Source organism: Zobellia alginiliquefaciens, from assembly GCF_029323795.1.
Classification (GTDB): domain Bacteria; phylum Bacteroidota; class Bacteroidia; order Flavobacteriales; family Flavobacteriaceae; genus Zobellia; species Zobellia alginiliquefaciens.
On the sequence record NZ_CP119758.1, the window covers coordinates 4,024,208 to 4,050,114 of the forward strand.

Consider the following 25,907-nt stretch of genomic DNA (forward strand, 5'->3'; position numbering starts at 1 on the left):
CCATCCCGCCATTTGTCGATGGAGCATATCTACACCGTTTGTCGTTAAGTGTTGTTGGTTAGACGATTATCATACTTTAAGTCTGTAAAGCGCGTAAAAATATTCTATTTTTATTCTACCCCCCAACAAACAATTTAAAGTTACCAACACTGCTTTTCCTGTACGAGCGAAAGCAGCTCAATTATTTTTGCCAGACCAAACCATGAGAAATACTAGCATCTTTTGCCGTAAAGTTCCAAGTGTAAAAAAAACCGTTCTATACCTTTTTCTATGTCGTCAGTTTAGAAATGTTGTATGGCTCTTATTCTTGCTGTTGGGAACAAATGAGTTAAAAGCTCAGCTGCCGACCGATTTTCAAAAGGTGGAGCTGTTGACAGGTCTTTCAAACGCTACAACAATGCAGTTCGCGCCGGACGGCCGCATTTTTATCTTAGATCGTTTCGGTGAAGTCAAAATCTATCATACGGATACCCAACTTTCTGTATCGTCGGGTGTATTACCTGTATTTCATGAGTTTGAAGATGGATTGTTAGGTATCGCTTTCGACCCCAATTTTCTTGACAACGACTATATTTATTTACACTATTCCGTATTTTCATCCTCTACAAACCGAGTATCCCGCTTTACCATGAATGGTGATATTCTTGATGTGGATTCGGAGGTAACGTTGCTAGAATGGCCGGTACAGCGTGTATTTAGCTTTCATGCAGGTGGCGATATGGCTTTCGATTCGCAAGGCAATTTATATATAGCTACCGGAGACAATACGGATCATGGTAATTATGGGGCATTAAGCGAAACCAATCCTACAAAAAGTGCTGAAAAAAGCTCTTCAAATACAAATGATTACCGTGGAAAAATACTTAGAATAACTCCTCAAACAAACGGTACATATACCGTACCCAGCGGAAACCTTTTTCCAAATGGTGTAGGTGGCAAACCGGAAATTTATGTTATGGGAGCCAGAAATCCATATCGGATTTTTGTCGATAAGACCAATACGGACTGGCTTTTTTGGGGAGAAGTCGGTCCTGATGCAAATTCGTCAAGTTCTTTGGGTCCAGAAGGTATGGATGAAATGAATCTGGTCAAATCAGCAGGCAATTATGGCTGGCCTTATTTTTCGGGTAAAAACGAAGCCTATCAAATCTCCTATGCTAGTACACCTTATTATAACAATCAGAACGCTCCGCAGAATATTTCTACATGGAATACTGGTTCTGTTGCCCTGCCTCCTGCCCAGCCATCATGGCTTGAGTTTTTTCACAAAAGTTATTTTGCAGGACCAAGATACTACTATGATGGTACGTTGAGCGATCCACAAAGGCTTCCAGTCGAGTTGGATGAAGTTTTTTTCTATTACGATTTTAATACCAGTAAGATATGGGCAGTACAAATGGACGCTAATGGGACTATTTTAAGCAATGATCAATTAGCGCCCTCTGTGTTTCCCAAGTCTTCAAATGGTTTTATAGATATGGAAATTGGCCCGGACGGTCATATGTACATTTTGGCTTATGGCACAGGCTGTTGCCCTGACAACAGCGGTACCGGAAAGCTTCTTCGCATAGACTATACAGGCGAAGTCTCCAATTCTCCACCGAAGGTAGTTCTCAATGCCAATGTCACGAGCGGTTCTCTACCATTGAGCGTGGAATTTTCCAGTGCTGGCACCGTGGACCCCAATGGAGATTCCCCGTTAGCATATGCCTGGGATTTTCAGTCCGACGGAACAGTAGATTCAACTCAAGAAAACCCTACATTCACTTTCACTTCTCCAGGGACTTTCAATGTGCAGCTTAAAGTCGACGATGGAAATGGAGGTATAGGGGTTAAAAATAGTACGATTCACGCGGGTAACAATGCGGCAACATTCACTTTTAATTCACCACCTGACGGCGGATTTATGGCTTGGGACGATGACATCGATTTCGACCTAACCGTAAGTGATATAGAAGATGGTAGTACATCAAGTGGAATCGCTTGTAGTGATGTGTCTCTAGTTCCCTCCTTAGGACACCTCAATCATTTTCATGATGGCGTAACAATCAATGGATGCCCCAAAATATTGACTCTAGATCCCGGCTCCCACGATACTAACGGGGAAATGGATATTTTTTATGTGCTGAATGCAAACTATACGGATGAAGGAGGACTAACTTCTTTTGATCAATTGAAACTCTACCCGAAGCGTATGGAAGCGGAGTTCTTTTCAGAAGCAAGTGATGTACTTAAAATCTCAAATACAGATGCTTCTGGTGGAGGCAGTGAAGCCATTCGTGCTGATCATGGAGGCTATATTGTTTTTGAGGATAGAAATCTTTTAAATATCGATGCAATACGATATAGAATATCGGCCGCCGCTATCGGAGGTACTATAGAGTTTAGGACAGGTGGCGTTACCGGGCCACTTTTGGCAACCACTAACATACCAGTAACGGGAAGCACCAATAACTGGGTCGACGTTGAATCTACCTTTACCGATCCAGGAGGGAAAAACAATATCTATTTTGTTTTCAAGAACAATCCTGGGCAGCAGAATATTTTTGATATCAACTATATAGAGTTTATAGGCTCCGGGGTTTCTATTGACAATTCCCCACCTGAGGTAGTAGCCGTAAGTCAAGTTAATGCAACTGAATTAGGTGTTGAATTTTCCGAATATATCACCAAAGATTCCGCAGAAAACTTGGCCAATTATTCCATAGACAACGGCATTACAGTTACGGCAGCTGTACTGCAGGCTGATAATAGAACGGTAATGCTCACTCATTCACAACTGGGAGCGGGTACGACATATAGTCTTTCAATAGGCAATGTTGAGAATAATGTTGGTTTGGCCGTTATAACGAATAGTTACCCCATATCCATTTTTGATCCTGTTCGCATCAATGTAGGCGGGCCATCATTAACTTTTGATGGAAATACTTTTCTAGGGGATCAAAACGCGAATGGTGGGAAGCTTTTTAGTAATGACATAGCGATTGCCAATACCTCCAACGACGAGCTCTATCAGACTGAACGTTTCCAAACGTTTTCTTATGATATTCCGTTACCTATTCCCGGCACGTATGATATTCGTTTGCATTTTGCTGAGCTCTATTTTGGTGTAGGTAGCGTCTCTGGCGGACCGGGATCGAGGGTTTTTAACGTTACGATAGAAGGCAATCCGGTATTGACCGATTTTGATATTTTGGAAGAGACCACGCCGGCAACTGCAATAATAAAGGATTTTGACAATGTTTCAATTACAGACGGGGTTGCTAATATTCAGTTTCTTTCAGTAATTGAAAACCCTAAAGTTTCTGCCATTGAGATATTACCGGCAGATGCATTTACGATTGCACCAACCATAGTTATCAATTCACCTACCAATGGTGCATCGGTAAACCAACCGTTCGATATAGCTTTTACCGTACAAAATTGGGAAATTTCTGAAGGAAGTACCCACATGCATTATTATATAGACGATGTGATGGTGGGCCCGCATTACAGTTACGGGCCACTTACCATTAATGACCTAAGCCTTGGTAACCATACCATAAAATTGGAGCTTTATGAAGCCGGTCATGTACCTACGGGTATATTCGATGAAGTTACGGTCAACGTCAGTGATCAAAATGTGTGCGGCAATACACCCTTTCCAGACCAATGGCAGGTACATGAATTGGAAAGTAACGAATTGCCTTATCGCTCGGTCTATATCCTTCCACAGGAAGATTTGGACGGTGACGGCCTAAAGGATATTGTAACGGGAGCTTGGTGGTATAAAAATCCGGGTTCTGCATCAGGTAATTGGGAGCGGAAAACAATTGGCAATTCATTTAATAATATGGCTCATATCCACGATTTTGACAATGACGGTGATATGGATATGTTGGGTACAACCGGTGCTTACACAGGTTCAGATTTGGTTTGGGCGCAAAATGATGGTACGGGCAATTTTACTATACATAACAACATTCCCGCAGGAAACACAAATTATAGTGAGCCCTTTTTGGCGGGTATTTCCGGTGGCATTTTTCAAAATGGAGGCCCATATCAGATGGCAATCAACTGGAACGGTGCGGAGTCTACGGGATCCCCTGTACAAATGTTGAGTGTTCCCGTTGACCCGGTCAATACGACATGGCCACTTGTTGATATCAGTCCCGATTCCCTTGGGGAGGATATACAAAAGGGCGATATTGATGGTGATGGCGACCTCGATCTGTTTCAGTCGAGCAATTGGTTACGTAATGAGGGCAATGGTAACTGGACAACGATTGCTACTGGAATTTCATATGTAACCACACCCGATAGGGCCCAATTGGCCGATTTTGATGGTGATGGTGATTTGGATGCCGTTGTAGGTCAACTAAGTTTGGGAACAAGCTCATCGGAGAAGACTGAGTTCGCCTGGTTTGAAGCACCTGCAGATCCAACACAACCATGGACGAAGCGTATTTTGGCTACGGATATCAACGGAAGTTTGAGTGTCGTAGTTTCCGATATTGACTTTGACGGGGATGAGGATATTGTGGTAGGAGAGTGGAAAGGAAACAACCGATTACTGACTTTCGAGAATGATCTTTGTAATTCCGGTACTTGGATTACCCATACCATCAATGCCGGAGGCACCGGTTTTGACCATCACGATGGGGCACAGGTAGTAGACATTGACAATGATGGTGATTTGGATATTGTTTCGATAGGATGGGATAATATCGTGCCGAGGATTTTTGAGAACAAAAGTACGGTGAGTAATAGTGTGCCAATTGTCAATGCAGGTGATGACCGGGAAATTAACTTGCCTACTTCTGAATTAACCTTGAACGGTTCGGGCAATGACCCTGATGGCGGTCCGATTACTTTTCTATGGACCCAACAAAATGGACCTAACACGGCCACATTGACCAATTTCGACACCGCCGATCTAACGGCATCCAATTTGGTGGCGGGGAACTATACCTTCCGATTAACGGTAACGGACGATGAGAACGATAACTCTTTTGATGAAGTAACCGTAACCGTAGTTCCCGAGTCAACTGAAGGAGGGTTCACACTGCGTATCAATACCGGCGGTTCTCAGTCCACCTTTAATGGCGAAGAATTCATAGACGATCAATATTTTAATACAGGAAGTACACTTGACAGGCCTCAAACAGGATTATCGCAGCCTTACCGTAGCATACGTTATAGCCGTTCGCAAACTATGAATTACGACCTGCCGGTTCCCAATGGAGCATACACTGTGAGATTACATTTTGCCGAAACCTGGTTTGGGGCTACGGGAGGTGGTGAAGGAGCAGTAGGAAATAGAGTGTTCGACGTACGCATGGAAAATGAGTTGGTAGAAGATAACCTGGATGTATTTGCCGAAGTGGGAGCAGAGAAACCTTTGGTAAAGACGCATACCGCATATGTAAACGACGGCATGCTTAATATTGACTTTTCTTCACTAGCTGCAGATGGAGGCAGTCGGCATCCGATAATCAACGCTATTGAAGTGATTGGTAGCGGAAGTCCCTCGGCACCACCTGTGGCGGAGGCTGGAAACAATCAGACAATTACACTTCCTTCTACTACAAGCGTCACTTTCAATGGTTCGGGACATGATCCTGATGGCGGTCCGGTTACATTTTTATGGACGCAGGTCAGTGGCCCCAATCTAGCAACATTAAGCGATGAAAATACAGCGAACCTTACCGCAACAGGGCTTTTAGCAGGAAATTACGTATTTCGATTGACGGTCACTGACCAAGATAACGAAACGACATACGATGAGGTTACCCTTACGGCACAATCAAGCGGTGGTGGGCAGTCACCCATTGTCAGTGCAGGAGAGAACCAAAATATCAACTTGCCTACCGCTAACATCACCCTAAACGGTTCAGGCAGCGACCCCGACGGTGGTACGGTTACTTTTCAATGGACGCAGGTCAGTGGCCCCAATTCAGCTTCATTAAGCGATGAAAACACAGCGAACCTTTCCGTAGCAGGACTTTTAGCGGGTAACTACGTATTTCGATTAACGGTCACCGACGAAAATAATGATACAGTATCTGATGAGGTAGCCCTTACTGTAGAGTCAAGCTCACCTATTGTTGATGCAGGAGGGAATCGGAATATCAACTTACCTACCTCTAACATCACCCTGAACGGTTCGGGCAGCGACCCAGATGGTGGTACGGTTACTTATCAATGGACGCAACAAAATGGTCCCAACAGCGCTACATTAACCAATTCTAACTCAGTCAATCTTATAGTTGCAAATTTAGTGGTGGGAGACTACACATTTCGACTAACTGTAATCGACGACGAGAACGATACGGTTTTTGATGAAGTGAATGTTACTGTGCAGCCAGAGCCAACCGAGAGTGATTTCTTTCTTCGTATCAATGCGGGTGGTCTAGAAACTACCTATAATGGTAATGAGTTTATCGCAGACCAGCATTTCGATACGGGTTCAATTCTTAATAGACCACAAACAGGTTTGCCTGAACCATATCGGAGTTTTAGGTTTAGCAGGTCCCAGCTTATGGGCTATGATATTCCATTGCCTGACGGGGCATATACAGTAAGGTTACATTTTGCCGAACTGTGGTTTGGTGCGACCGGAGGAGGGTCTGGCGGAACGGGCAGCCGTGTTTTTGATGTACGTTTGGAGAATGAATTGGTAGAGGATAATTTGGATGTTTTTGCATCGGTGGGAGCGGATGCCCTATTGGTACGCACGCACTCGGTTTCCATTACGGATGGCGTCCTTAATATCGACTTTTCGGCATTGGAATCCGATGGGGGTTCTAGACATCCTATTATCAATGCCATTGAGATTGTAGGGGAAGAAGGGGGCCAGCCTTCGTTAGAGCCTATTGCTAATGCTGGGCAAGATCAGAGCATAGTTCTGCCTACGGATGAAGTGGTGTTGAACGGTTCTGGTAGTGATCCGGACGGTGGTGCGGTTTCATACCAATGGGCACAGGTTAGTGGGCCAAATGCTGCTACCTTATCTTCGGTTATGAATTCGGAACTTAATGCGAGTAATCTAATAGAAGGCTCTTATGTTTTTCGGCTAACGATAACCGATGATGAAAATCAAGCTAATTCAGATGAGGTTGGAGTAACGGTTGGTCCAGAGGTAGTTAGTCTGAGCAACCATATTTGGCTTGAAGCAGAATGCGCAGATGTGGGAGCTAATTGGTTGATTAGAACGGATGATTCTGTTTCCGGCGGGAAATATTTGGAAGCACCTTCTGGCAATCACTTTTATAATGCACCTACCGATGAAGATTCAAGTATACGTTTTGACCTTTCCGTTGAGGAAGGAACTTATAATCTATTTGCTCTTGTGGATACACCTACAGGAGATAATGATAGTTTTTGGGTTCGAGCGAATAACGGACCTTGGTTAAAATGGAATTATATTTTAGGAGGCAACGGTTTTAATTGGAGACAGTTGCACGATAAGGAACGCAGATCTGTTTTTGTGACCTTGGATTTGAATGAAGGAAACAATACCATAGTTTTTGCCCATAGGGAACAAGGTGCTAAACTTGATAAAATATACGTTACTAAAAACGGGGAACTACCAACTGGTTTTGGAGGGACGGATTTTAATTGCTCGCTTAGCGGTAAAAATTCAACTACACAAACAGAAGTTGTTGATTTATATAGAAATATGGAAGCTGGAATTGCTTCGGATTTGTTAGTGGAGCAGAGCCTAAGTGTAGTTAGTTTATATCCCAACCCAGCACATACTGAAGTTTATATTTCGCTTCAAAAAGAACAAAAAGAAGCAGAATATATTGCTATTTATACCATGGATGGAACATTGGTTAAAATGGAAAAAGCCGATGCTATCCAAGTTGAACAGAAACTTTACAAACTAGATGTAAGTATTTTAAAACCGGAAATGTATGTTGTTCGCGTAGTGACTAGTGATGGAGAATCAACAATTCATAAAATCCTTATTTCAAATTAAGAACTATTGAATAACATTCAATAGTTTGTGTCTTTTTATGGGTTAAAAAAAGGTGATGGTTTAGATTTAATCCATAACGAATTTCACCCCTGCCGTAATGATAGATGAGCTAAATGTGGTGTCCCTGTCGTACTGATAAAACTTCAGGTCAATACTTTTAAGTCCAAATTTAGAAATATTCAGTTTTGTAAAGATATCGGTATACGAGATCCCCAAGCCATATTGATTTGCTGAATATTCGGATAGGTCATAGTCAGATGTGTAATATTCCTCGGTAGAAACGTGGGTTTCGTAAGGAGCAAAGTAATCGGCTTCGGTTTGGTTATAGAAGCGATAAGAAGGATATAAGGTAAATTTATCTCCTAGTTTAACGGATACCTCAAGGTTTGCCGTATGCGAGTTGATGCCCCAATCATCAAAATAATAGCGGTAATAGGTTCTTAATGCTATAATTTCGTTAAGGTACCAGTTCAGACGTCCGCCTAAAGCGAACTTCAACCTTCCGTCAGGCAAACGTTCTATGTCATCGGCCAATTGAAAATTTTCTATAAAGGAATCGTCTACATCGGAAAAATAGACACGTTGAAATGGGGTAGAAAGTAAGCCTTGTTGACTTATAATATCAAATGATATTAACCCTTGTACATTTTTGTGTAGAATCTGCGAGAGACCTAACCCTAATGAATAAGAATTTCTGTTGGTTTGGTCCAGTTCGGAGAAGTTTGGATTGTAATTGGTGTTTCCGGTAATTTCCTCAGGTCTAAAAAATCCTATTCCATTTTCTCCAAAAGGACGGAGTTCAAAAGGGTAGATAGTGGTCCACTTGTCCAAATACACATTGGCGTTGATACTGGCCTCCGTATTCTTTTCATTGAAGAGTTTAGTGTAGCTGCCTCCAAAACCCAGAGAAAAATAATCGTACTCTGAGGAAACGGAGAATTTGGCCGACCAAATATCATTTCTGTCATCGGAGCTATGGCTATAGTTGCCTGTTAAATTCACCCAAGTATCAGATTGAGAAGCTCCTGAACTGGCAACAAATGGGTCGGCATCACTTCTTTTGTCAAAAGGGTCTACATTGCTAGACGAGGCGGAGGTGTAAGCAGAAACCCCGGCGTCTATGGTAAGTACATCATCATCGTTTAGCGGAATGGAAACAATAATTGTTCCGGTAGCATCCGTTAGTTCTTCGGTTCCTCTTCCGCCACTTACCGCGGCATTATCCCCGTCTTGAGAGTAATAGCTCGATAAGAAATCTACCTCCGTAGTTTCAAGAACACGTTTTTTATAGGTCTGTTCCGTGTCTTGGGCACAAACTTGTTGTAGAGCCAGTATCAGGAGAAAAAGAAATATGTTTTTTAGTAGAGTCATAATCATCTCATAGCTTAGTTGCAGCCGCAGCCGCCACCTGTTTTTCCTCCGTTGGCACCAACAGCTGCTTCTCTATATGAATGAGCAACAGTAACATTTCGGTCACATTTTTTATCCGATAGAAGCATATCAGGGTCATTCAGGTTTACCTTTTCGTACTCTTTTACTACAACACAGCTGTGAAGGGAAAGTGTCAAACCTAGGATTAGTAGAAACGTTCTCATCTTAGTTTTCTATTTCAACGTTTTTCGATGTGAAAATATTTCCTTTATCATCGATAATGATACATTCTATTTTGGGCATTTGATTTATTCTATTGAGCCCTACTTCTTTACCCATTACAAAGACCGAAGTAGCCAAGGCATCTGCCAGCTCTGCTTTAGGAGCAAAAACGGTAACGCTAATAATCCCTGAGGAAGGATATCCGGTTCTAGGGTCAATTATATGTGAATAGCGTTTACCTTTAAAATTCACGAACTTTTCATAGTCACCGGAAGTGACTACCGCTCCCTGTGCAATGGGGAGCAATGCAAAGGTTTTGTTTTTGTTCATGGGGTTGGTTATGGCAACTTTCCACGGTTCACCGTTGGGTTGTTTCCCCCATGTATTCATGTCCCCAGAAGCATTGATAATCCCTGCGGGAACTCTTTTTTCGATTAAAAGTTTCTTGGCCATATCTGCGGCGTATCCTTTACCGATGCCACCAAATCCTATTTTCATGTCTTTTTTTTTCAGAAAAACGCTACTGTCCTGTGGGTTAAGTAGGATGTTCTGAAAACCGACTTTAGCCACTGAAGAAGCTATAGAGCTTCTATTTGGCATTTGGGTCATACTACCGTCAAACACCCATATGTTATCCATAGAGGCATAGCTAATGTCAAAGGCTCCATCAGTGAGTTTTGATAGATTAATTGCCCGTTCAATCAGTTGATACAGTTCTGGGGAAACCGATACGGGTTGTATTCCGGCATTTTTATTAATTTTTGAAGTTTCAGAGTCAGGGTTCCATGAAGAGATTAGGTTCTCTATCCTAGAAATTTCGTCAACTGCTAAACTTATATTTTTGTTTCCATCTACAGAATCTTTGGCAACTACGGTAATATCAAACCGGCTGCCCATTAACTTTAAAGTTTTGGTATACGCTTGTTGGGCGTTTATTGATGCCGAAAGACAAAACAGTAATATAAATAGGGACTTCTTCACATTCGGTAATACATTAGAAATAAGGAGTGTTGTGTTTTAAAACAAAGATACAGCAGAAATGGTTTGGAATATGAGAATTGCCGATAAGGTATAGTACGCTCAAGTATCGGTTAAATAGAGGTATGTTTTTATTAAAAACCTCAAACAAAGGTATTTTTATTGCACAAATTTGCACAATTAAAATATGTGATATTGATGAATTAATCTGTATTATTGTATGGTTTAAGTGTTAATTCGTTTAAAATTGTGGAATTACATAAAATAAGTGCAAAATTTGCGCAATTCAAAATCATCGATTTACAATGATTATACAGACGATTGAGTCACTCAAAATTTTAGATTCATAAAACTTTGTATCGTTTTTATAAATGTACTAGTAATCGTTAAAACAATCAAGCTTTGCCGTAAGGAAGCTCTAATTATCTCAGTATCAATAAACAGAAAAAAGAACACCAATGAAACAACAAAAATGGAAGTCCATTGTAAAGAGTCACTTCTTACTTGCCTTGTCTTTAAGTTTTTTTCAGACACAAGCAAATCAGCCCAAAAGTAATACGGAAACAAAAGGTAAAGTTGTGGTTGAGGCCGAAGATTTTTATGATCAGAGCCATACGGACAAGCGCAAGTGGTATGTTATAGATGCAGCTTACGGCGCAAAGATGAAAAGCCTTGAGCATAATTTACATTTTAAGGCTGCCAATGGCGAAAAATACATTGAAATTTTACCGGATACACGCACCAATCATGATGAAAAGCTGATTGTTGGAGAAAATTTTTCAAATGAGCCGGGCAAAATGGGTGTTTTGCATTACAAAGTGAATTTTTCCGAGACGGGAAGATATTATGTATGGGTACGTGCTTTTAGCAGCGGAACGGAAGATAACGGGGTTCACGTTGGTGTTGACGGTACTTGGCCGGAATCTGGTCAGCGTATGCAGTGGTGCGAAGGAAAGGACGCCTGGACGTGGGGCAACAGTCAGCGTACAGAAGAAAGACATTGTGGGGTTCCTGGTTTTATTTATATAGATATTGACAAGACTGGTGAACATGATATTCAGTTCAGTATGCGGGAGGATGGTTTTGAAATGGATCAGTTTATCCTAACCAAGGATAGCTCTTTTCATCCAGCGAAGAAAAGTGAGGTTGTGGCTGATCAAGATGTATTGGCCATGGTGAAAGAAGTAAGGCCAAGTGCTAAAATATACCCTGCTCAGACCTTTAAGAGTACTAAAAATACTTTTTATAATGATAAAAAATGGTTAGCAATTAACCCGGAGAAATTTAATGAGGCTGAAGCTTCTCTTGATTTTGAGGGTCCAGAAGGTAACTATGACGTACTTCTTTTTACGGTTGGTGAAAATGACGGTCGTTCTATATACACTTTGAAAAAAAACGATGAGAGTTTTCAGGATTTTAGAACTCCGCTAAGCAGTAATATGTTTGAGGAAGGGTTGGAATATGTAAAAGTATATTCCAATATTGAATTGAAGAATAATGATGCCATTGGCTTAAAGGCGGTTCCAAAGAGTAAAGATGGTAAAGAATTTAGCCGTGCCCGTTGGAGTGGGTTGGTATTGGTAAAGGCGGGTACTGGTAAAAAGCTGTTGGAGGAAATACAGCAGAAAATGGCAGACCAGACCAATTTAAAGATTACGGGAGAACTTAAAAAGTGGCACAAGGTAACTCTAACTTTTGATGGGCCAAGTACTTCTGAGGATGCAGATTACAATCCTTTTATGAACTATCGTTTTAATGTAACCTTTACGCACAAGCAGAGTGAAAAGTCTTTTGTTGTACCGGGTTATTATGCGGCAGATGGTGATGCCGGACAATCTTCTTCCATCAAAGGAAACAAATGGCGTGTGCATTTTGCTCCCGATGAAATAGGAGAGTGGACTTATACTGTTGATTTTAGAAAAGGCAACTATTCTGCGGTAAGTACAAAATCCAATACGGGTGTCAGTGCTGGCTTTATGGACGGAGCAAGTGGAACGTTCAATATAGAAAAAACCGATAAATCTGGTGCGGATTTTAGAGGAAAAGGAAGGTTGCAATATGTTGGCGAACGTTATTTGAAGTTTGCCGAGACAGGTGAATACTTCTTAAAGCAAGGTCCTGATGCTCCCGAAAATTTCTTGTCCTATGTAGATTTGGACGGTACGTTTAAGGATGATGGTCATAAGGATAAGATGGTGAAAACATGGTCTGCACATTTACAGGATTATAAGCAGAATGACCCAACCTGGAAGAATGGCAAGGGAAAAGCTATTATTGGGGCATTGAATTATTTGGCTTCAAAAGGTTTGAATTCGGTTTCGTTTTTGACCAACAATATAGCAGGTGATGACCAGAACGTTTTTCCATATGTTGATTATGATACGTATGACCGAATAGATGTTTCCAAAATGGACCAGTGGGAAATTATTTTTGAGCATGCACAAAAGCTAGGTCTTTTTCTTCATTTTAAACTTTTAGAAGTAGAAAACCAAGGACTTTTGGATAATGGGGGGGTTGGTGCAAATACAAAATTGTACTACCGTGAGATAATGGCGCGTTTTGGACATCATTTAGCACTTAACTGGAATCTTTGCGAGGAAAATGGCGAATGGGTAAAGAACCCGACCACGCCACCGCAGGAAGAGGAGCAGCGTTTGGCAATGACAACTTATTTTAAAAAGAACGACCCCTACCATCATCATTTGGTAATTCATAACGGAAAAGATTTTGTAGACCTTTTAGGACCTGAAAGCGGACTTACGGGACCATCCGTTCAGACCAATAAAACCGATTTTAGTCGTGTTCACGGGCAAGTGTTACATTGGTTGGATGAGTCTAAAAAGGCAGGTTTCCAATGGGCCGTTGCGGTAGATGAGCCTGGTGATGCGCAACATTCGCTAATTACGGATGCAGAAAACCCTGATCATGATAATGCTCGAAGAAATGGCCTTTGGGGTACTTTTATGGCCGGCGGATGGGGTAATGAATGGTATTTTGGTTATGCACACCCACATTCAGACCTTACTTGTGAAGATTACCGCTCTAGAGACCTCTTTTGGGATCAGGCAGTAAATGCGGTTAAGTTCTTTAAGGATAATGATATTCCTTTTTGGGAGACCGAAAACAGAAATGATTTAGTTGGAAATTCAGATAACAAGAATACAGTGTATTGCTTGGCCAAAGAGAATGAGGTCTATGCGGTATATCTAAATTCTGTTCCTACAGCTGCTTTAGATTTATCCAATGCCTCTGGTGATTTTGAAGTGCTTTGGTTCAATCCGAAAAAAGGAGGTGAACTTAGAAAATCCAAAGTAAAGAAAGTATCGGGTGGTTCAGTGGTAGAACTAGGAAAGTCGCCTGATAAGAAACAGCAAGATTGGGCTATTTTAGTACGAAGAGCAAAATAAGAATTACATGAAGATCAATGGATATTTTGCGGTAGTAGGCATAGTGGTATTAGCTCTGTCGTGCAAGGCCAAACAAAGTAGTATACCGTCCGAATCAACAAACGATGAGGACGGTTATGTTTCGCTCTATAATGGGCATGATATGAGCAATTGGAATATCATGTGCCGAGACAAGGAGCCAGGTTTGGCGAAGAAAGTTTTTGCTGCCGGGGAAAATGGAGAAATGCATGTCTATAAAGATTTTCCAAACGGCGACCGTACCGAAGTAGGGAAAAATGGAACCCACTGTATGTTCTTTACGAAAGAAAAGTATAGCAGTTATAGCTTTAAATTCGAGTATAAGTGGGGTGATAAAATTTTTAATAATTACGACCAGTTTCAATATGATGCAGGAATGTATTTTCATGTTTTTGATGTAAATATTTGGCCAAAGGGATTGGAGTATCAAGTTCGTTATGACGATTCTAAAAATGAAAACCATACCGGTTGTGTTTGGAACTCAGGTGCCAAGTTTGATTGGTATGCTGATAATTCAGAAGAAAACCCAAAACTAAGGACTTACCTTTCTAAAGAAGAGGGTGGTGTGGCACAGGAGCATCGTGGAGGTGAACATAAAGCTCATAAGGGAGCGGAATTTCACGCTCTTGATGGACAATGGAACCAGTGCGAAGTTATCGTTATGGGCAATGCTTATGCGGTTTATAAACTAAACGGAAAGGTTGTAAATGTTCTGACCAATCTCAGTCATTCAGAGGGTGAAATAGGCTTACAAGCGGAAACTGCAGAGATTTTTTATCGAAATATAGAAATAAAAGTTTTTGATGAGGTTTTACCTATAGAGGAAGCCCTTCGCTAGGCATTGATATCAAATTAAAGTAAGGTTCAAAGATGTTTTCCAGTATGAGTAATGCTGAATCATCTTTGAACTTTTTTTGTTGAAACTAAGACGTATTGGCCGTAAACCCTTAAAACTTTATTAGGGATTGAGGAATCTGTTTAGCGTAGCTTATAAAACTAAAGCAGGTCTCTAATTATAGCTTTCTGATCACTTTACAAGGGTTTCCAAATGCCAAAACATCATCTGGAAGGTCTTTGGTAACGACACTACCGGCGCCTATGGTTACATTGTTTCCAATGGTTACGCCAGGAAAGATGACAGAGTTTCCGCCAATCCAAACATTATCACCAATAGAAACTGGTTTTGTATGGGTCAGGTAGCGAGATTGCCCTTCTTCGGTAATTATCCTCTCGGAAGCTTTTAGAGGGTGTGTAGCGGTATAAATTTGAACGTAGGGAGCTATAAGTCCGTTTTTACCGATTGTAATTGTATTGTTGTCAAGAAAAATGCAATTGGTGTTTACAAAAGTGCCATCACCTATAATGATGTTTTCGCCATAATCACAGAAAAAGGGAGCTTCGATCCATACACCATCTCCTTTTTTGTCAAAAAGGTCGGTGAGAATGGCATCACGTTCACTACTTAACTCAGAATTTAGAGCATTGTATTGCAGTAATAACTTTCGTGCTTTATGGTACATGGCCAATAGTTCTGGATTTCGGGAATTATAAGGGTCTCCATGGAGCATTTTTTCTTTTTCGGTCATATCTGCAATTGGCAATAGATTTTATAATGGAGGAAACTGGTCCTAATATTTTGTTTTATCGTTTTTAGAGGCCCAGTCGTTGAACACTTCTACGGCCTCATTTTGTAGCATTTGCTTAAAGTGAATCTGCCGGTCTTCCATACCAACCTCTAATTCATCGTAAATAAACTGGTCGTCAAAATCTATAGCTTTGGCATCAGCTTTATCGCAGCCATAATACACAGCTTTAGGTCTAGCCCAATAAATGGCACCAAAACACATGGGGCAGGGCTCACAAGAAGTATAAATAATACAATCGGTTAACTGAAAGGTGTTCAGCTTTTTACAGGCGTCTCTAATGACAACCATTTCGGCATGTGCTGTTGGGTCATTGGTTGAGGTTACTTTATTGTGGCCTTCAGCAATGATTTCGCCGTCTTTAACGACTACAGCACCAAAAGGTCCACCTGCATTTGAGTTCATTCCCTTGGCAGCCATTTCAATAGCACGACGCATAAAAAATTCATGTTTGTTTGTCATAGTAAAAATGTCGGATTAGTGATTGTGAAGTACAGGTTTAAGCGAGTGGCTTATGAAGGGGAATTGCTCCTTAGAAACCAAACGCATGTACCCTGTATATTAGTGGATGCAAAATTACATATTTTCACGTGGTTTTCGCTCTTTTTATCAATCGTCATCAGTTAGATGGATTAAAATACCATGTTAAATAGAATTAGATAGGTACGAACCAGATTTCAACCTGCTTTCTCTTATTTACACAGTAATCCATAATTCTTATCCATATAGGATTGTTTTCAAGATTGCGGAGTGCTAATAAGCTTCTTTAATCTGTTTATCTTTGCAGCAGGGTTTGATTTTCTTCAAGCCCATTTTTGTATTATGTAAAGTAGAGATTAGAAATGAGAAATGGATATTACATAATTTTTTTGTTAGTGCTACTTCCCTTTATTGGAACCGCACAAACGCTGCTGCCACCTATTTATAATTATAAGGTGTTTGAGTATAATGCGGGAGCCCAGAATTGGGGCCTCAGTATAGATGAAAACGGACATGTTTATGCGGCCAATGATAAGGGTTTGCTTTCTTATAATGGAGAGGAATGGATTTTAAACAAACTACCCAATAATACGGTAGTACGTTCCGTAGCGACCAATAAAGATAGGGTGTATACGGGTTCGTACGAAGAGTTTGGGTATTGGGAGAAATCGGATATGGGGCAATTGAATTATACTTCGCTGACTTCGCTGATAAAAAACCATACGTTTACCAGTGAGGAATTTTGGCAGATATTACCATTTAAAGAGTCTGTCTATTTTCGGTCATTTTCTACTTTGTACAAATATGAAGGTGAAAAAATAATGGTAATAGACCCGGAATTTGTAGTAACGGCCCTAGCAGTCTATAACAATGAGGTGTATGTAGCAGCAAAGAATGAAGGACTCTATGTTTTGAGGGAAAATCAGCTTAAATCCATCGCTAATAAGGAGGTTTTGAAAAACCAGACCATTACGGATATGGTTCCTTTTGATAATGGGCTCTTGATCGGGACTCAGTTAAACGGATGTTTGTTATTCAAAGATGATGCGTTTTTGCCTTTTAATACGGATATGAACAACCGTTTGAAAGAACATCAGCTCAATAAAATATTACCATTGGATACTGGAGAAATTGTTTTTGGCACAATAAAGAACGGCATCTATATTTATGATAATCTTACAGGAACTTCTCGTAATCTTAATAGAAATACGGGCTTGCAAAACAATACAGTGCTCTCTTTGGCAAAGTTCAATGATCAATTTTGGGCAGGGTTGGAAAGTGGAATAGATCGGATTCAGGTAAACTCACCAATTACTTTTTATACGGATCATACCGGGTCATTGGGTACCGTTCATGATGTGGCGATAAAAGATAGGACCACATATCTGGGCAGTAACACGGGAATCTATTATTTTAAGGATGATGAGCTGGAGTTTTTTGAAGGTTCTCAGGGCCATGTTTGGGATGTTGAGACCATTGCAAACGATGTGTTGGTTGGTCATAATACGGGAACATTTAGGCTAGAGGGTGACAGATTGCAAAAAGTATCCAATAGGGCAGGTGGTTATCAATTTGTAAAGGTTCCGGAAAGGAGTAATGTTTTTCTGCAAGGTACATATACCGGTGTGAGCAAATATGAAAAAGAGGCTTCGGGTAAATGGGATACAAACTCTATTTTGGGAATAGATTTTCCTGTGAAACAACTGTGTTTTGAAGATAATAGAACCATATGGGCCGCCCATCATTATAAGGGTTTGTTTCGCTTTAAATTAAATGAAAATCTATCTGCGGTTGAGGATAAAGTTGCCTTTGGTACCAACGTACTTCCTAACATCTATAATGTAAAGTTATATAGAATTAAAAACCAAATTGTCATTCAGAGTGAGGGCAAATGGTACAAGTATGATCCATTGGTGGGGGAAATTGTCCTTTTAGAGGAATTTGAGCCCTTTACGGATATGTCCCTTATTTATGAGGATGGTGAACATTTTTGGTTTTTGAAGGATACGGAAACAAAAGAGCTCTTATATACGGATTTACGTGAAAATACCATAGCTATTAGTGAGGCCCAATTGAACCAAAGGCTCATGCCCGATATGGAAAGGGCGGTTAGGCGTAACGATTCTACCTATCTTATAACCTTGAGCGATGGTTTTGCGCAAATGAATCTTACCCAGTTAAAAAGACACTTACAGGGTGCTGCTATACCAGTTCCGGAACTTTCGGTCTTTAGTGATGATGCACAGCGCCATGCGATTACAGAAAGCGATTTTGAAATCCCATTTATAGATGCCCAAGATTTAAGTTTTCAGTTTTCTGCACCGCGTATGGTTCAACCTAGGTATTATTACACACTGCAGGGACCCTTGGAACAACAGGAGTATGCTACGGTAGGAACCCTAAATTTTCAAAACTTACCACATGGTAGTTATGAGCTTCGTGTGCATACGGTGAGTATGGACCATAAGAAAAGCGACCCTAAAATAATTACATTTAATATAGCTCCCCCTTGGTATTTGTCAAAATTAAGTATGTTGGGGTATTTGCTATTGGTTATTGCGGTCATATTAGGGGTACGTTGGTATAACAGACAAAAACTAAAAAGAAAGCATGAGCTTTTAAAAATAAACTTGGAGCGTGAGCAAGAAGAACGTTTGGCGCAATTAGAAAAGGAAAAATTAGAAAGGGAAATTAAACGGAAGCAAACCGAATTGGCAAGAACAACTATGAGTGTTGCGAAAAAAAACGAACTTATTCTAGAACTCAAAGACCTTATGGTTTTGAACAAAGATGCTTTTTCCAATAAGCAACGTTATCGTTCATTGACCAAAAAGTTAGATGGGTCCATCAATGAGAATGAGGATTGGAAAAATTTTGAGGTTAACTTTAAAGAACTGCATGATGATTTCTTTGATAACCTATTGCAGCAGTTTCCGAAACTTACACCAAAAGATTTGAAATTATGTGCCTACTTAAAGATGAATCTATCAAGTAAGGAAATCGCTCCACTTATGGCAATTTCTATTAGAGGGGTAGAGATACATCGTTACCGTTTACGTAAAAAATTGGGAATTGATAGTTCTCAAAATCTGTCGAACTTCCTAATTAAGTTTAAATAGCTCTTTTAACGGTGCTATTTTCTTACATCCTTAATTTCCATCCGTTTAAACCACTACATCAAGACTACATCACAGTGTTAAAGTTTTAAGTTTTCTTAACACTGGCACTACTGCAAATACCGTGTATTATGGGGTTCGCAGCCCTATTTACGTTGATGTACTTTTTATGTAGCCTTTCACAAAAGAGACGCTGGTTACATTATATAACTTGTGCTTGAATTTAACAGATTGATAAATTTATAACTCAACTTTTAGATAATTATGAAAATAAGAAACATTTTTTTATCGATGTGCTTCTTTCTCTTTCAGTTAGCATTGTTTGCTCAGGACGGTATTACCGTTTCAGGTAATATTAGTGATGCTAATGGAGAACCGTTACCGGGAGCAAGTATCGTAGTTAAGGGTACCACATCAGGAACACAAACCGATTTTGACGGAAACTACACCTTAAACGGAGTGGATGAAGATGGAATAGTAGTAGTAAGCTATATCGGTTTTACTTCACAAGAAATTTCAGTGAAAGGGCAGACCAATATTAATGTATCATTATCTGAGGATGCTCAAGCCTTAGATGAAGTAGTGGTTATTGGTTATGGTCAAATGAAATCTAAAGATCTTACTTCTGCAATTACGACGGTCAAGGCCGAAGAGATCGCTGCAACACCAACAAGTTCACCTATGCAAGCACTACAAGGTAAGGTTGCCGGTTTGCAGGTTGTAAGTAATGGTGGTCCTGGACAAGGCCCAACGATCCGTGTGCGTGGTATTGGTTCGTATGATGACAACAATGACGATGGGATTGATGCTAGTGGTCCACTTTACGTGGTGGATGGAATGTTCTTTGATGACATAGATTTCTTGAATACGGCAGATATAACTTCTATATCTGTTTTAAAGGATGCCTCTGCCGCAGCAATTTACGGAGTACGTGCTGCAAACGGAGTAGTGCTAATTGAAACTAAATCTGGTGCTTACAATCAGAAAGCGGAAATTACTTATGATGGGTATTCCGGTTTTCAGGTCGCACAGAATGTGTTGAAATTGGCTAATGCTGAGCAATTTGTGACCTTGGCAAGAGAATCAGGGTCTGCACCCGATAATGAATTTATTGATAACGCTATGCAGCGTTACGGGCGTAGCCGAATTAACCCGAATGTACCTAACGTAAACACGGATTGGTATGACGAAATTTTGAGACCCGCTTTGATTCAAAACCATAGTATAGGCATTACCGGTGGTAGCGATAATGCTACCTATGCAATTGGCGCCAATTATTTTGGACAAGAGGGTATTCTTAAAATGAAGAATGAATACGAGCGCTTCAACCTCCGAAGTAAAATTGATTTTAAGGTAAACGATAATTTAACGGTTGGTGGAAATATGGTAATTAGTAACGCTACCCGTTATGATGCAGAGAACTCTGCTTTCAGGTTGGCATATTATGCAGTTCCTATTCTTCCGGTGTATGATGAAACACTTGCTGGTAACGAGAGTGTATATCCAACCAATTATGCGAATGCCCAAGATTTAGGATATCGTGGCGGTCAGAATCCGTTCCCTACAATGGATAATAGTGAACTTCGTTCTAAAATAAGAAACGTTTTGGCCAATTTTTATGCGCAGGTACATATCATTCCTGAGAAGTTGACCTTCAAAACGGCTTACAATCACAACTTTGAAACCATAGAACGTAGAGAGGTTAGACTGCCCTATTTTATAGGTAACGGCTTTCAGCGTGAAAATGCAGAATTGGTAAAGAGAAACGATACTTATTCAAACCAAATTTGGGACAACACCTTAACCTATACAGAATCTTTTGGCAAACATAACCTTACGGTGCTTGGAGGTTCATCTTTTAGAGACGAATCTTTTGAGCGCCTTGAGGCAAAAGGTCTGAACTTTCCGTTATCCGGGGAAGAGGCCTATTATTTGGATCAGGCACAGACTATTGTACAAGATGATGTAAAGGATGATGGTCGTCGTGAATATGGTCTATCGTTCTTCGGTAGGGTTTCTTATAATTATGATAATAGGTATCTGCTTTACGGAACGTACCGTGCAGATGGAACGAACAAGTATCAAGAAAAATGGGGCTATTTCCCAACCATAGGTGCAGGATGGGTTCTCTCTGAAGAGAATTTTATGGAAAATAACGGAGTGTTTGACTTTCTTAAATTCCGTGGTAGTTGGGGTAAATTGGGTAACGATAAGGTACCTGGTAGCGAAGGCGCAATAACGTCTACCGTTGTAACTACTTCTTTTGGAGATACCATGGTGAGCGGGGTTAATACCAGCAGCAATTTTACGGCACTAAAATGGGAGGTTACTGAAGAAGTGAACGTTGGTCTTTCGGCACGATCATTAAACAATAGACTTTCTTTGGAAGCGGATTATTATATACGTGATACAAAGGATGCTGTAATTCCAATTGAAGTTCCTTTGATTCCGGATGCAACCCGGCAAAATGTGGGTGAAATTAGAAATCAAGGTCTTGAATTGGCTTTAAACTGGAACGATCAAGTTTCTGATGATTTTAGTTATTCGCTCGGTGCTAATTTTTCTACCCTAAAGAATGAAGTATTGGACACTGACCGTCAATTGAATATAGATACCGGCTCTGCGGAATTTAGACAACGTACGCGTGTGGGTGACCCGGTATTTTCTTTCTTCGGTCTAGAAGTAGATGGTGTTTATCAAAATGAGGCACAAATAGCAGCGGATCCAGCAGCACAAGTGGAAATAGCTAATGGAAGAGCAATTGTACCCGGAGACTTAAAATTTAGGGACCAGGATGGTGTAGACGGCATAACAGCAGATGACCGTGTTATGTTAGGTAATTACTTGCCAACCTATTCTTTTGGGTTTAATATGAGCTTCAACTATAAAGCTTGGGATTTTTCTGCAGCGGCCTTGGGCCAAGGAGGAAATAAAATTTTAAACCGTAAACGTGGTGAGGTCATTTTTACCAATGATACCAACTGGGACCGTGATTTTGCACTGAACCGTTGGCATGGGGAGGGTACTTCTAACAGTTACCCATCTTCTGCAGGAATTAGAAAGGGATGGAACCAACAATTAAGCGATTTCTTTATTGAAGACGGTGATTTCTTTAGAATTCAAAATATCACTTTAGGATATACGATTAACAAAGATGGAAAGATAAAAGGTCTTCCTAAAACTCGGGTGTATGTTACTGCGGAGAAGCCATTGTCCGTTTTTGATTACAATGGTTTTAATCCTGAAGTACCTAATGGTGTTGATAACGATACCTATCCTATTCCGGCTATTTACACAATAGGCGTAAACATTAAAATATAAAAAAGACGACTATGAAACTATTTAATAAAATTTCAAAACCTTCCCTTGTGTTGCTTTTGGTTCTGGCCGTTTGGGGATGTACCGATAAGTTAGATGAACCGGAACTGAACAACAATTTCGCAGGAGGTACTGATTTTACGGATGCATCCGGAATGTTACTTTCCACTGTTGGTGCTTACGAAGCTTTTTATTCTAGAGGATGGGAGCAACCGCTCATTATGTCCGTTCGAGGAGATGATGTTAATTCAGGTGGTTTGGGTGATCAGCCAGAATTTACTGAAATGGATAGATTCAATTACAGTAAAGACCATTGGATGGTAAATTCCCTTTGGGAAAACACCTATGCAGATGTTATTTCCGCGCATACCGCTATGGAGCAGATTGCACGTTACCAAGAATTTGGTAGCGATGCTGAAATTGCGTTGGGAAACCAGTATATCGCAGAAATACAGGTGTTAAGAGGTATGATGTTATTTCAAATTTCTCAGGTATACGGAGATATTTTTATTCCAGAGTCTTCGGATACGGAATTGTTGTTAGAAGTGGAAACCCTGCCAACGAAAGCGGAAGTAATGCAGCACGTTTCCGATCAGATGGATTTGGCTATTCCGTTATTACCGGATGCTAGACCTAATGAGAGAACCGATCTAGAAGGCGGCGTTACTAAATATACGGCACTTGCAATTAAAGCATTGGCAAACCAAGAATTGGAAAATTACCAAGCGGTTGCAGATGCCACCGGCCAGATTATCGCTTCGGGGAAATTCAGCTTGTATCCAGATTTTTATGAGCTTTTTAAAACTCCCGGTAAGTTAAGTGATGAAAGTTTATTGGATTTACAATATTCCGATTTTAACCAAGGCGAAGGAGATCGTTTTGCACACCTATATGCTCCTTATGGTCCACAAAACTGGTCTCCCGCTGTAGAAGGTTCCAATAGTGGTTGGGGTTTTTATGAGCCCAGTTTCAAATTCATCAAGTTTATGCTAGACCGTGGTGAAACCGTACGTTTGGAAACGAGTGTACTTTTCACGGAAAAAGGTATAGCGGAGTTACAGACAGATCCAGCGTATTCCGATTTGCCAAGTTACATGACCAAAATTACCCGAGACAACGATACCATCAATGATTTTCCACGGGGTTACTTTTCAAGCGGAAAACATTACCTGCCGTCCAATCAGTTGATTGAAGGACGTACCGAGTATGGTAGTAATAAAAACCACAACGTTATTCGTTATGCCGAAATTTTGCTAATGTATGCAGAGGCTCTAACACAAGGCGCATCAGGCTCGGCAATAACAGCCGATCAGGCTGTGAACTTAGTTCGCGAGAGAGCGGGAATGCCTGCTTTATCCGGGGTAACTCTAGATCAGGTTGTGGAGGAGAAATTTGCCGAATTGGCCATGGAATGGGGCAAACGCTATTATGATATGATTCGTTTGCAGAGGTTTGATGAGCTTACGTACGATGGTCGTACGTTCACTGAGGCTAAGACCTTCTTGCCTTATCCGCAACCACAGATAGACCAATTTCCGGTGCTTCAGAATTAATCCAATTCAACTAACAAAACAGAAAGATGAAAAATGTAAAATACATAGTATCATGTTTGATGGCAGCTACGCTTTTTTATAGCTGTGATCAAGGTATCGATTCTTTAACCGAAGTTGATCCCGGGGCAGATGCAACGGCACCGGCAATAACAATTACTTCACCTTCAGAGGGCCTAGCGGTTAAGGTAAATGAGGAGCTAGCAACGATTACCGTTAAGTTTCAGGCCGAAGATGATATAGAGCTAGGTTCGGTAGAAGTATTGCTGAACGGAACTAGAATAGGCAATTATAACAGTTTTAAAGATTACCGTAAGTTGATTGTTGATGATTTGGTGTATGATCAATTGGAAGATGGGGCGCATCAACTTACGGTTATTGCCAAAGATTTGGATGGGAAATCTACCAGTGAGGTGGTCAATTTTACCAAAGAGCCAGCGTATATTTCCAAATACCCTGGCGAGCTCTTATATATGCCTTTTGAAGGGGGGTATGTAGACTTGTTGAGTTTTGAAGAGGCAGAACAAGTAGGTACGCCTTCCATTAGCGAAGAAAGCTTAGCGGGAGATGGTTCTTATGCTGGTGCGGAAGACTCCTATTTGACACTAGATCCGGAACGATTCAAGAATGCAGAGTTAAGTGCTATTTTTTGGATAAAATTAAATGCAGTACCAGACCGTGCCGGTATTTTGGCAATGAGTCCCCCTCTTAGCGAAACAGGTGGAAATGTATTGACCAGTGGTTTCAGGTTTTTTAGGGAAAATGCAAACGGGAAACAACGTCTAATTCTTAACGTAGGGTCTGGTGATTCTAATACTAGTTTAGCAGGATGGGAAGTTGCTGAAGTTGACCCTTCTACTGATGAGTGGGTGAATGTAGCGTTGACTATTTCCCCAACGGAAGCTACGGTATATATTGATGGACAGATGGTTCGTCAAGATCAGATAACGGGTATTGATTGGACGGATGTAAACATTCTTTCCATTATGTCTGGTGAACCTAATTTTTCAGCTTGGAATCATAAATCCGATTTAAGTTTGCTTGATGAATTGCGAATTTTTGATCGCGCTATTACGCAAGAAGAAGTGAAACAAATCATTCAAGATGATTCGGGTATCGTGGTATCGGATTACCCTCCTAATTTCTCGGGAGAGATGTTTTATATGCCTTTTGAGAATTCGTATGAGAATCTGTTTACTGGTTTGGAGGCAGATGTAGTGGGTACACCTGGTTTTTCCGATGATGTTATTGCGGGTGAAGCTGCTTATGTAGGTGCGGAAGATTCTTATTTGACCGTTCCTTCTAACGGATTGACTACAGATGAGTTCAGTGCCACACTTTGGTACAAGGTCGATACGGAATCTGGTAATGGAGGAGTATTGACAATGAGTCCTGAAGACACCGAAAAAGATGGATATCCTGAAGTTCAGAATCTAAGGATTAGTGGTTTTAGGTTAATGCACGAGGGTGATGCTACACGAGAAATTTTCAAACTAAATGTAGGTAATGGTGAAGCTGATACGTGGTTAGACGGAGGAGATGCAGCGGCCATTAACCCAACTACGGACGGATGGGTGCATTTGGCCTTCTCTATTTCAGCTAGCAAAGCGGTACTTTATATCAACGGGGAAGAGGTTTCTCAAAATGCCGTAAGTGGTGGTATTGATTGGTCGGATTGCGATATTCTATCCATAGGTTCGGGAGCTCCAAGATTTACGGAGTGGGGCCATTTGGCCGATGAGAGCTTAATGGATGAGCTACGCTTGTTCAATAAGGCGCTATCTCAAGAAGAAATTCAAGAAATTATGAACGTTAATTTATAGCAGTTTAAAATCAAATTA

Annotated in this window: 12 protein-coding genes; 7 read left to right on the plus strand and 5 right to left on the minus strand. The window is 40.7% G+C overall.

What is annotated here, in order from left to right:
• Positions 1-202 precede the first annotated feature (202 nt).
• Positions 203-7,963 carry a PKD domain-containing protein gene (locus tag P0077_RS16500; protein ID WP_276166308.1) on the plus strand — a complete coding sequence of 2,587 codons (7,761 nt, stop codon included), beginning with the start codon at positions 203-205 and terminating at the stop codon, positions 7,961-7,963.
• Positions 7,964-8,029: 66 nt separating this feature from the next.
• Here the strand turns inward: P0077_RS16500 and P0077_RS16505 are convergent, their stop codons facing one another.
• From P0077_RS16505 to P0077_RS16515, 3 genes are read right to left on the minus strand one after another with little or no spacing between them, the layout of a single operon-like run.
• The gene (locus P0077_RS16505; protein WP_276166309.1) at positions 8,030-9,334 is read right to left on the minus strand and encodes a DUF3570 domain-containing protein; all 1,305 of its coding nucleotides are present in this window, start codon (positions 9,332-9,334) and stop codon (positions 8,030-8,032) included.
• Between the two features lie 14 nt (positions 9,335-9,348).
• A complete protein-coding gene (locus tag P0077_RS16510; RefSeq protein ID WP_194526887.1) occupies positions 9,349-9,558 on the minus strand; it encodes a DUF4266 domain-containing protein in 210 nt (69 codons plus the stop codon).
• A 1-nt stretch (position 9,559) separates the two neighbouring features.
• On the minus strand, positions 9,560-10,537 hold the full coding sequence (locus P0077_RS16515) for an FAD:protein FMN transferase (RefSeq protein ID WP_276166310.1): 978 nt from the start codon (positions 10,535-10,537) through the stop codon (positions 9,560-9,562).
• Between the two features lie 455 nt (positions 10,538-10,992).
• Here P0077_RS16515 and P0077_RS16520 point away from each other — a divergent pair, with 455 nt between their 5' ends.
• Positions 10,993-13,941 carry a DUF5060 domain-containing protein gene (locus tag P0077_RS16520; protein WP_276166311.1) on the plus strand — a complete coding sequence of 983 codons (2,949 nt, stop codon included), beginning with the start codon at positions 10,993-10,995 and terminating at the stop codon, positions 13,939-13,941.
• Positions 13,942-13,948: 7 nt separating this feature from the next.
• Complete coding sequence (locus P0077_RS16525) at positions 13,949-14,797, plus strand: 3-keto-disaccharide hydrolase (protein ID WP_276166312.1); 849 nt, start codon at positions 13,949-13,951, stop codon at positions 14,795-14,797.
• A gap of 175 nt (positions 14,798-14,972) precedes the next feature.
• On the opposite strand, the gene P0077_RS16530 is transcribed toward P0077_RS16525, so the two are convergent.
• Together P0077_RS16530 and P0077_RS16535 are read right to left on the minus strand one after the other, a co-directional pair.
• Positions 14,973-15,545, minus strand: a complete 573-nt coding sequence (locus P0077_RS16530; protein ID WP_276166313.1) for a sugar O-acetyltransferase — start codon at positions 15,543-15,545, stop codon at positions 14,973-14,975.
• A 42-nt stretch (positions 15,546-15,587) separates the two neighbouring features.
• Positions 15,588-16,064, minus strand: coding sequence for a nucleoside deaminase (locus P0077_RS16535; RefSeq protein WP_276166314.1), 477 nt, complete (start codon positions 16,062-16,064; stop codon positions 15,588-15,590).
• A gap of 413 nt (positions 16,065-16,477) precedes the next feature.
• On the opposite strand from P0077_RS16535, the gene P0077_RS16540 reads away from it, so the two are divergent.
• From P0077_RS16540 to P0077_RS16555, 4 genes are all read left to right on the plus strand, one after another.
• The gene (locus tag P0077_RS16540; protein WP_276166315.1) at positions 16,478-19,201 is read left to right on the plus strand and encodes a helix-turn-helix and ligand-binding sensor domain-containing protein; all 2,724 of its coding nucleotides are present in this window, start codon (positions 16,478-16,480) and stop codon (positions 19,199-19,201) included.
• A 261-nt stretch (positions 19,202-19,462) separates the two neighbouring features.
• Complete coding sequence (locus P0077_RS16545) at positions 19,463-22,519, plus strand: SusC/RagA family TonB-linked outer membrane protein (protein WP_276166316.1); 3,057 nt, start codon at positions 19,463-19,465, stop codon at positions 22,517-22,519.
• 11 nt (positions 22,520-22,530) lie between these two features.
• On the plus strand, positions 22,531-24,069 hold the full coding sequence (locus P0077_RS16550) for a RagB/SusD family nutrient uptake outer membrane protein (RefSeq protein ID WP_276166317.1): 1,539 nt from the start codon (positions 22,531-22,533) through the stop codon (positions 24,067-24,069).
• 26 nt (positions 24,070-24,095) lie between these two features.
• Complete coding sequence (locus P0077_RS16555) at positions 24,096-25,889, plus strand: LamG-like jellyroll fold domain-containing protein (RefSeq protein WP_276166318.1); 1,794 nt, start codon at positions 24,096-24,098, stop codon at positions 25,887-25,889.
• Positions 25,890-25,907 lie beyond the last annotated feature (18 nt).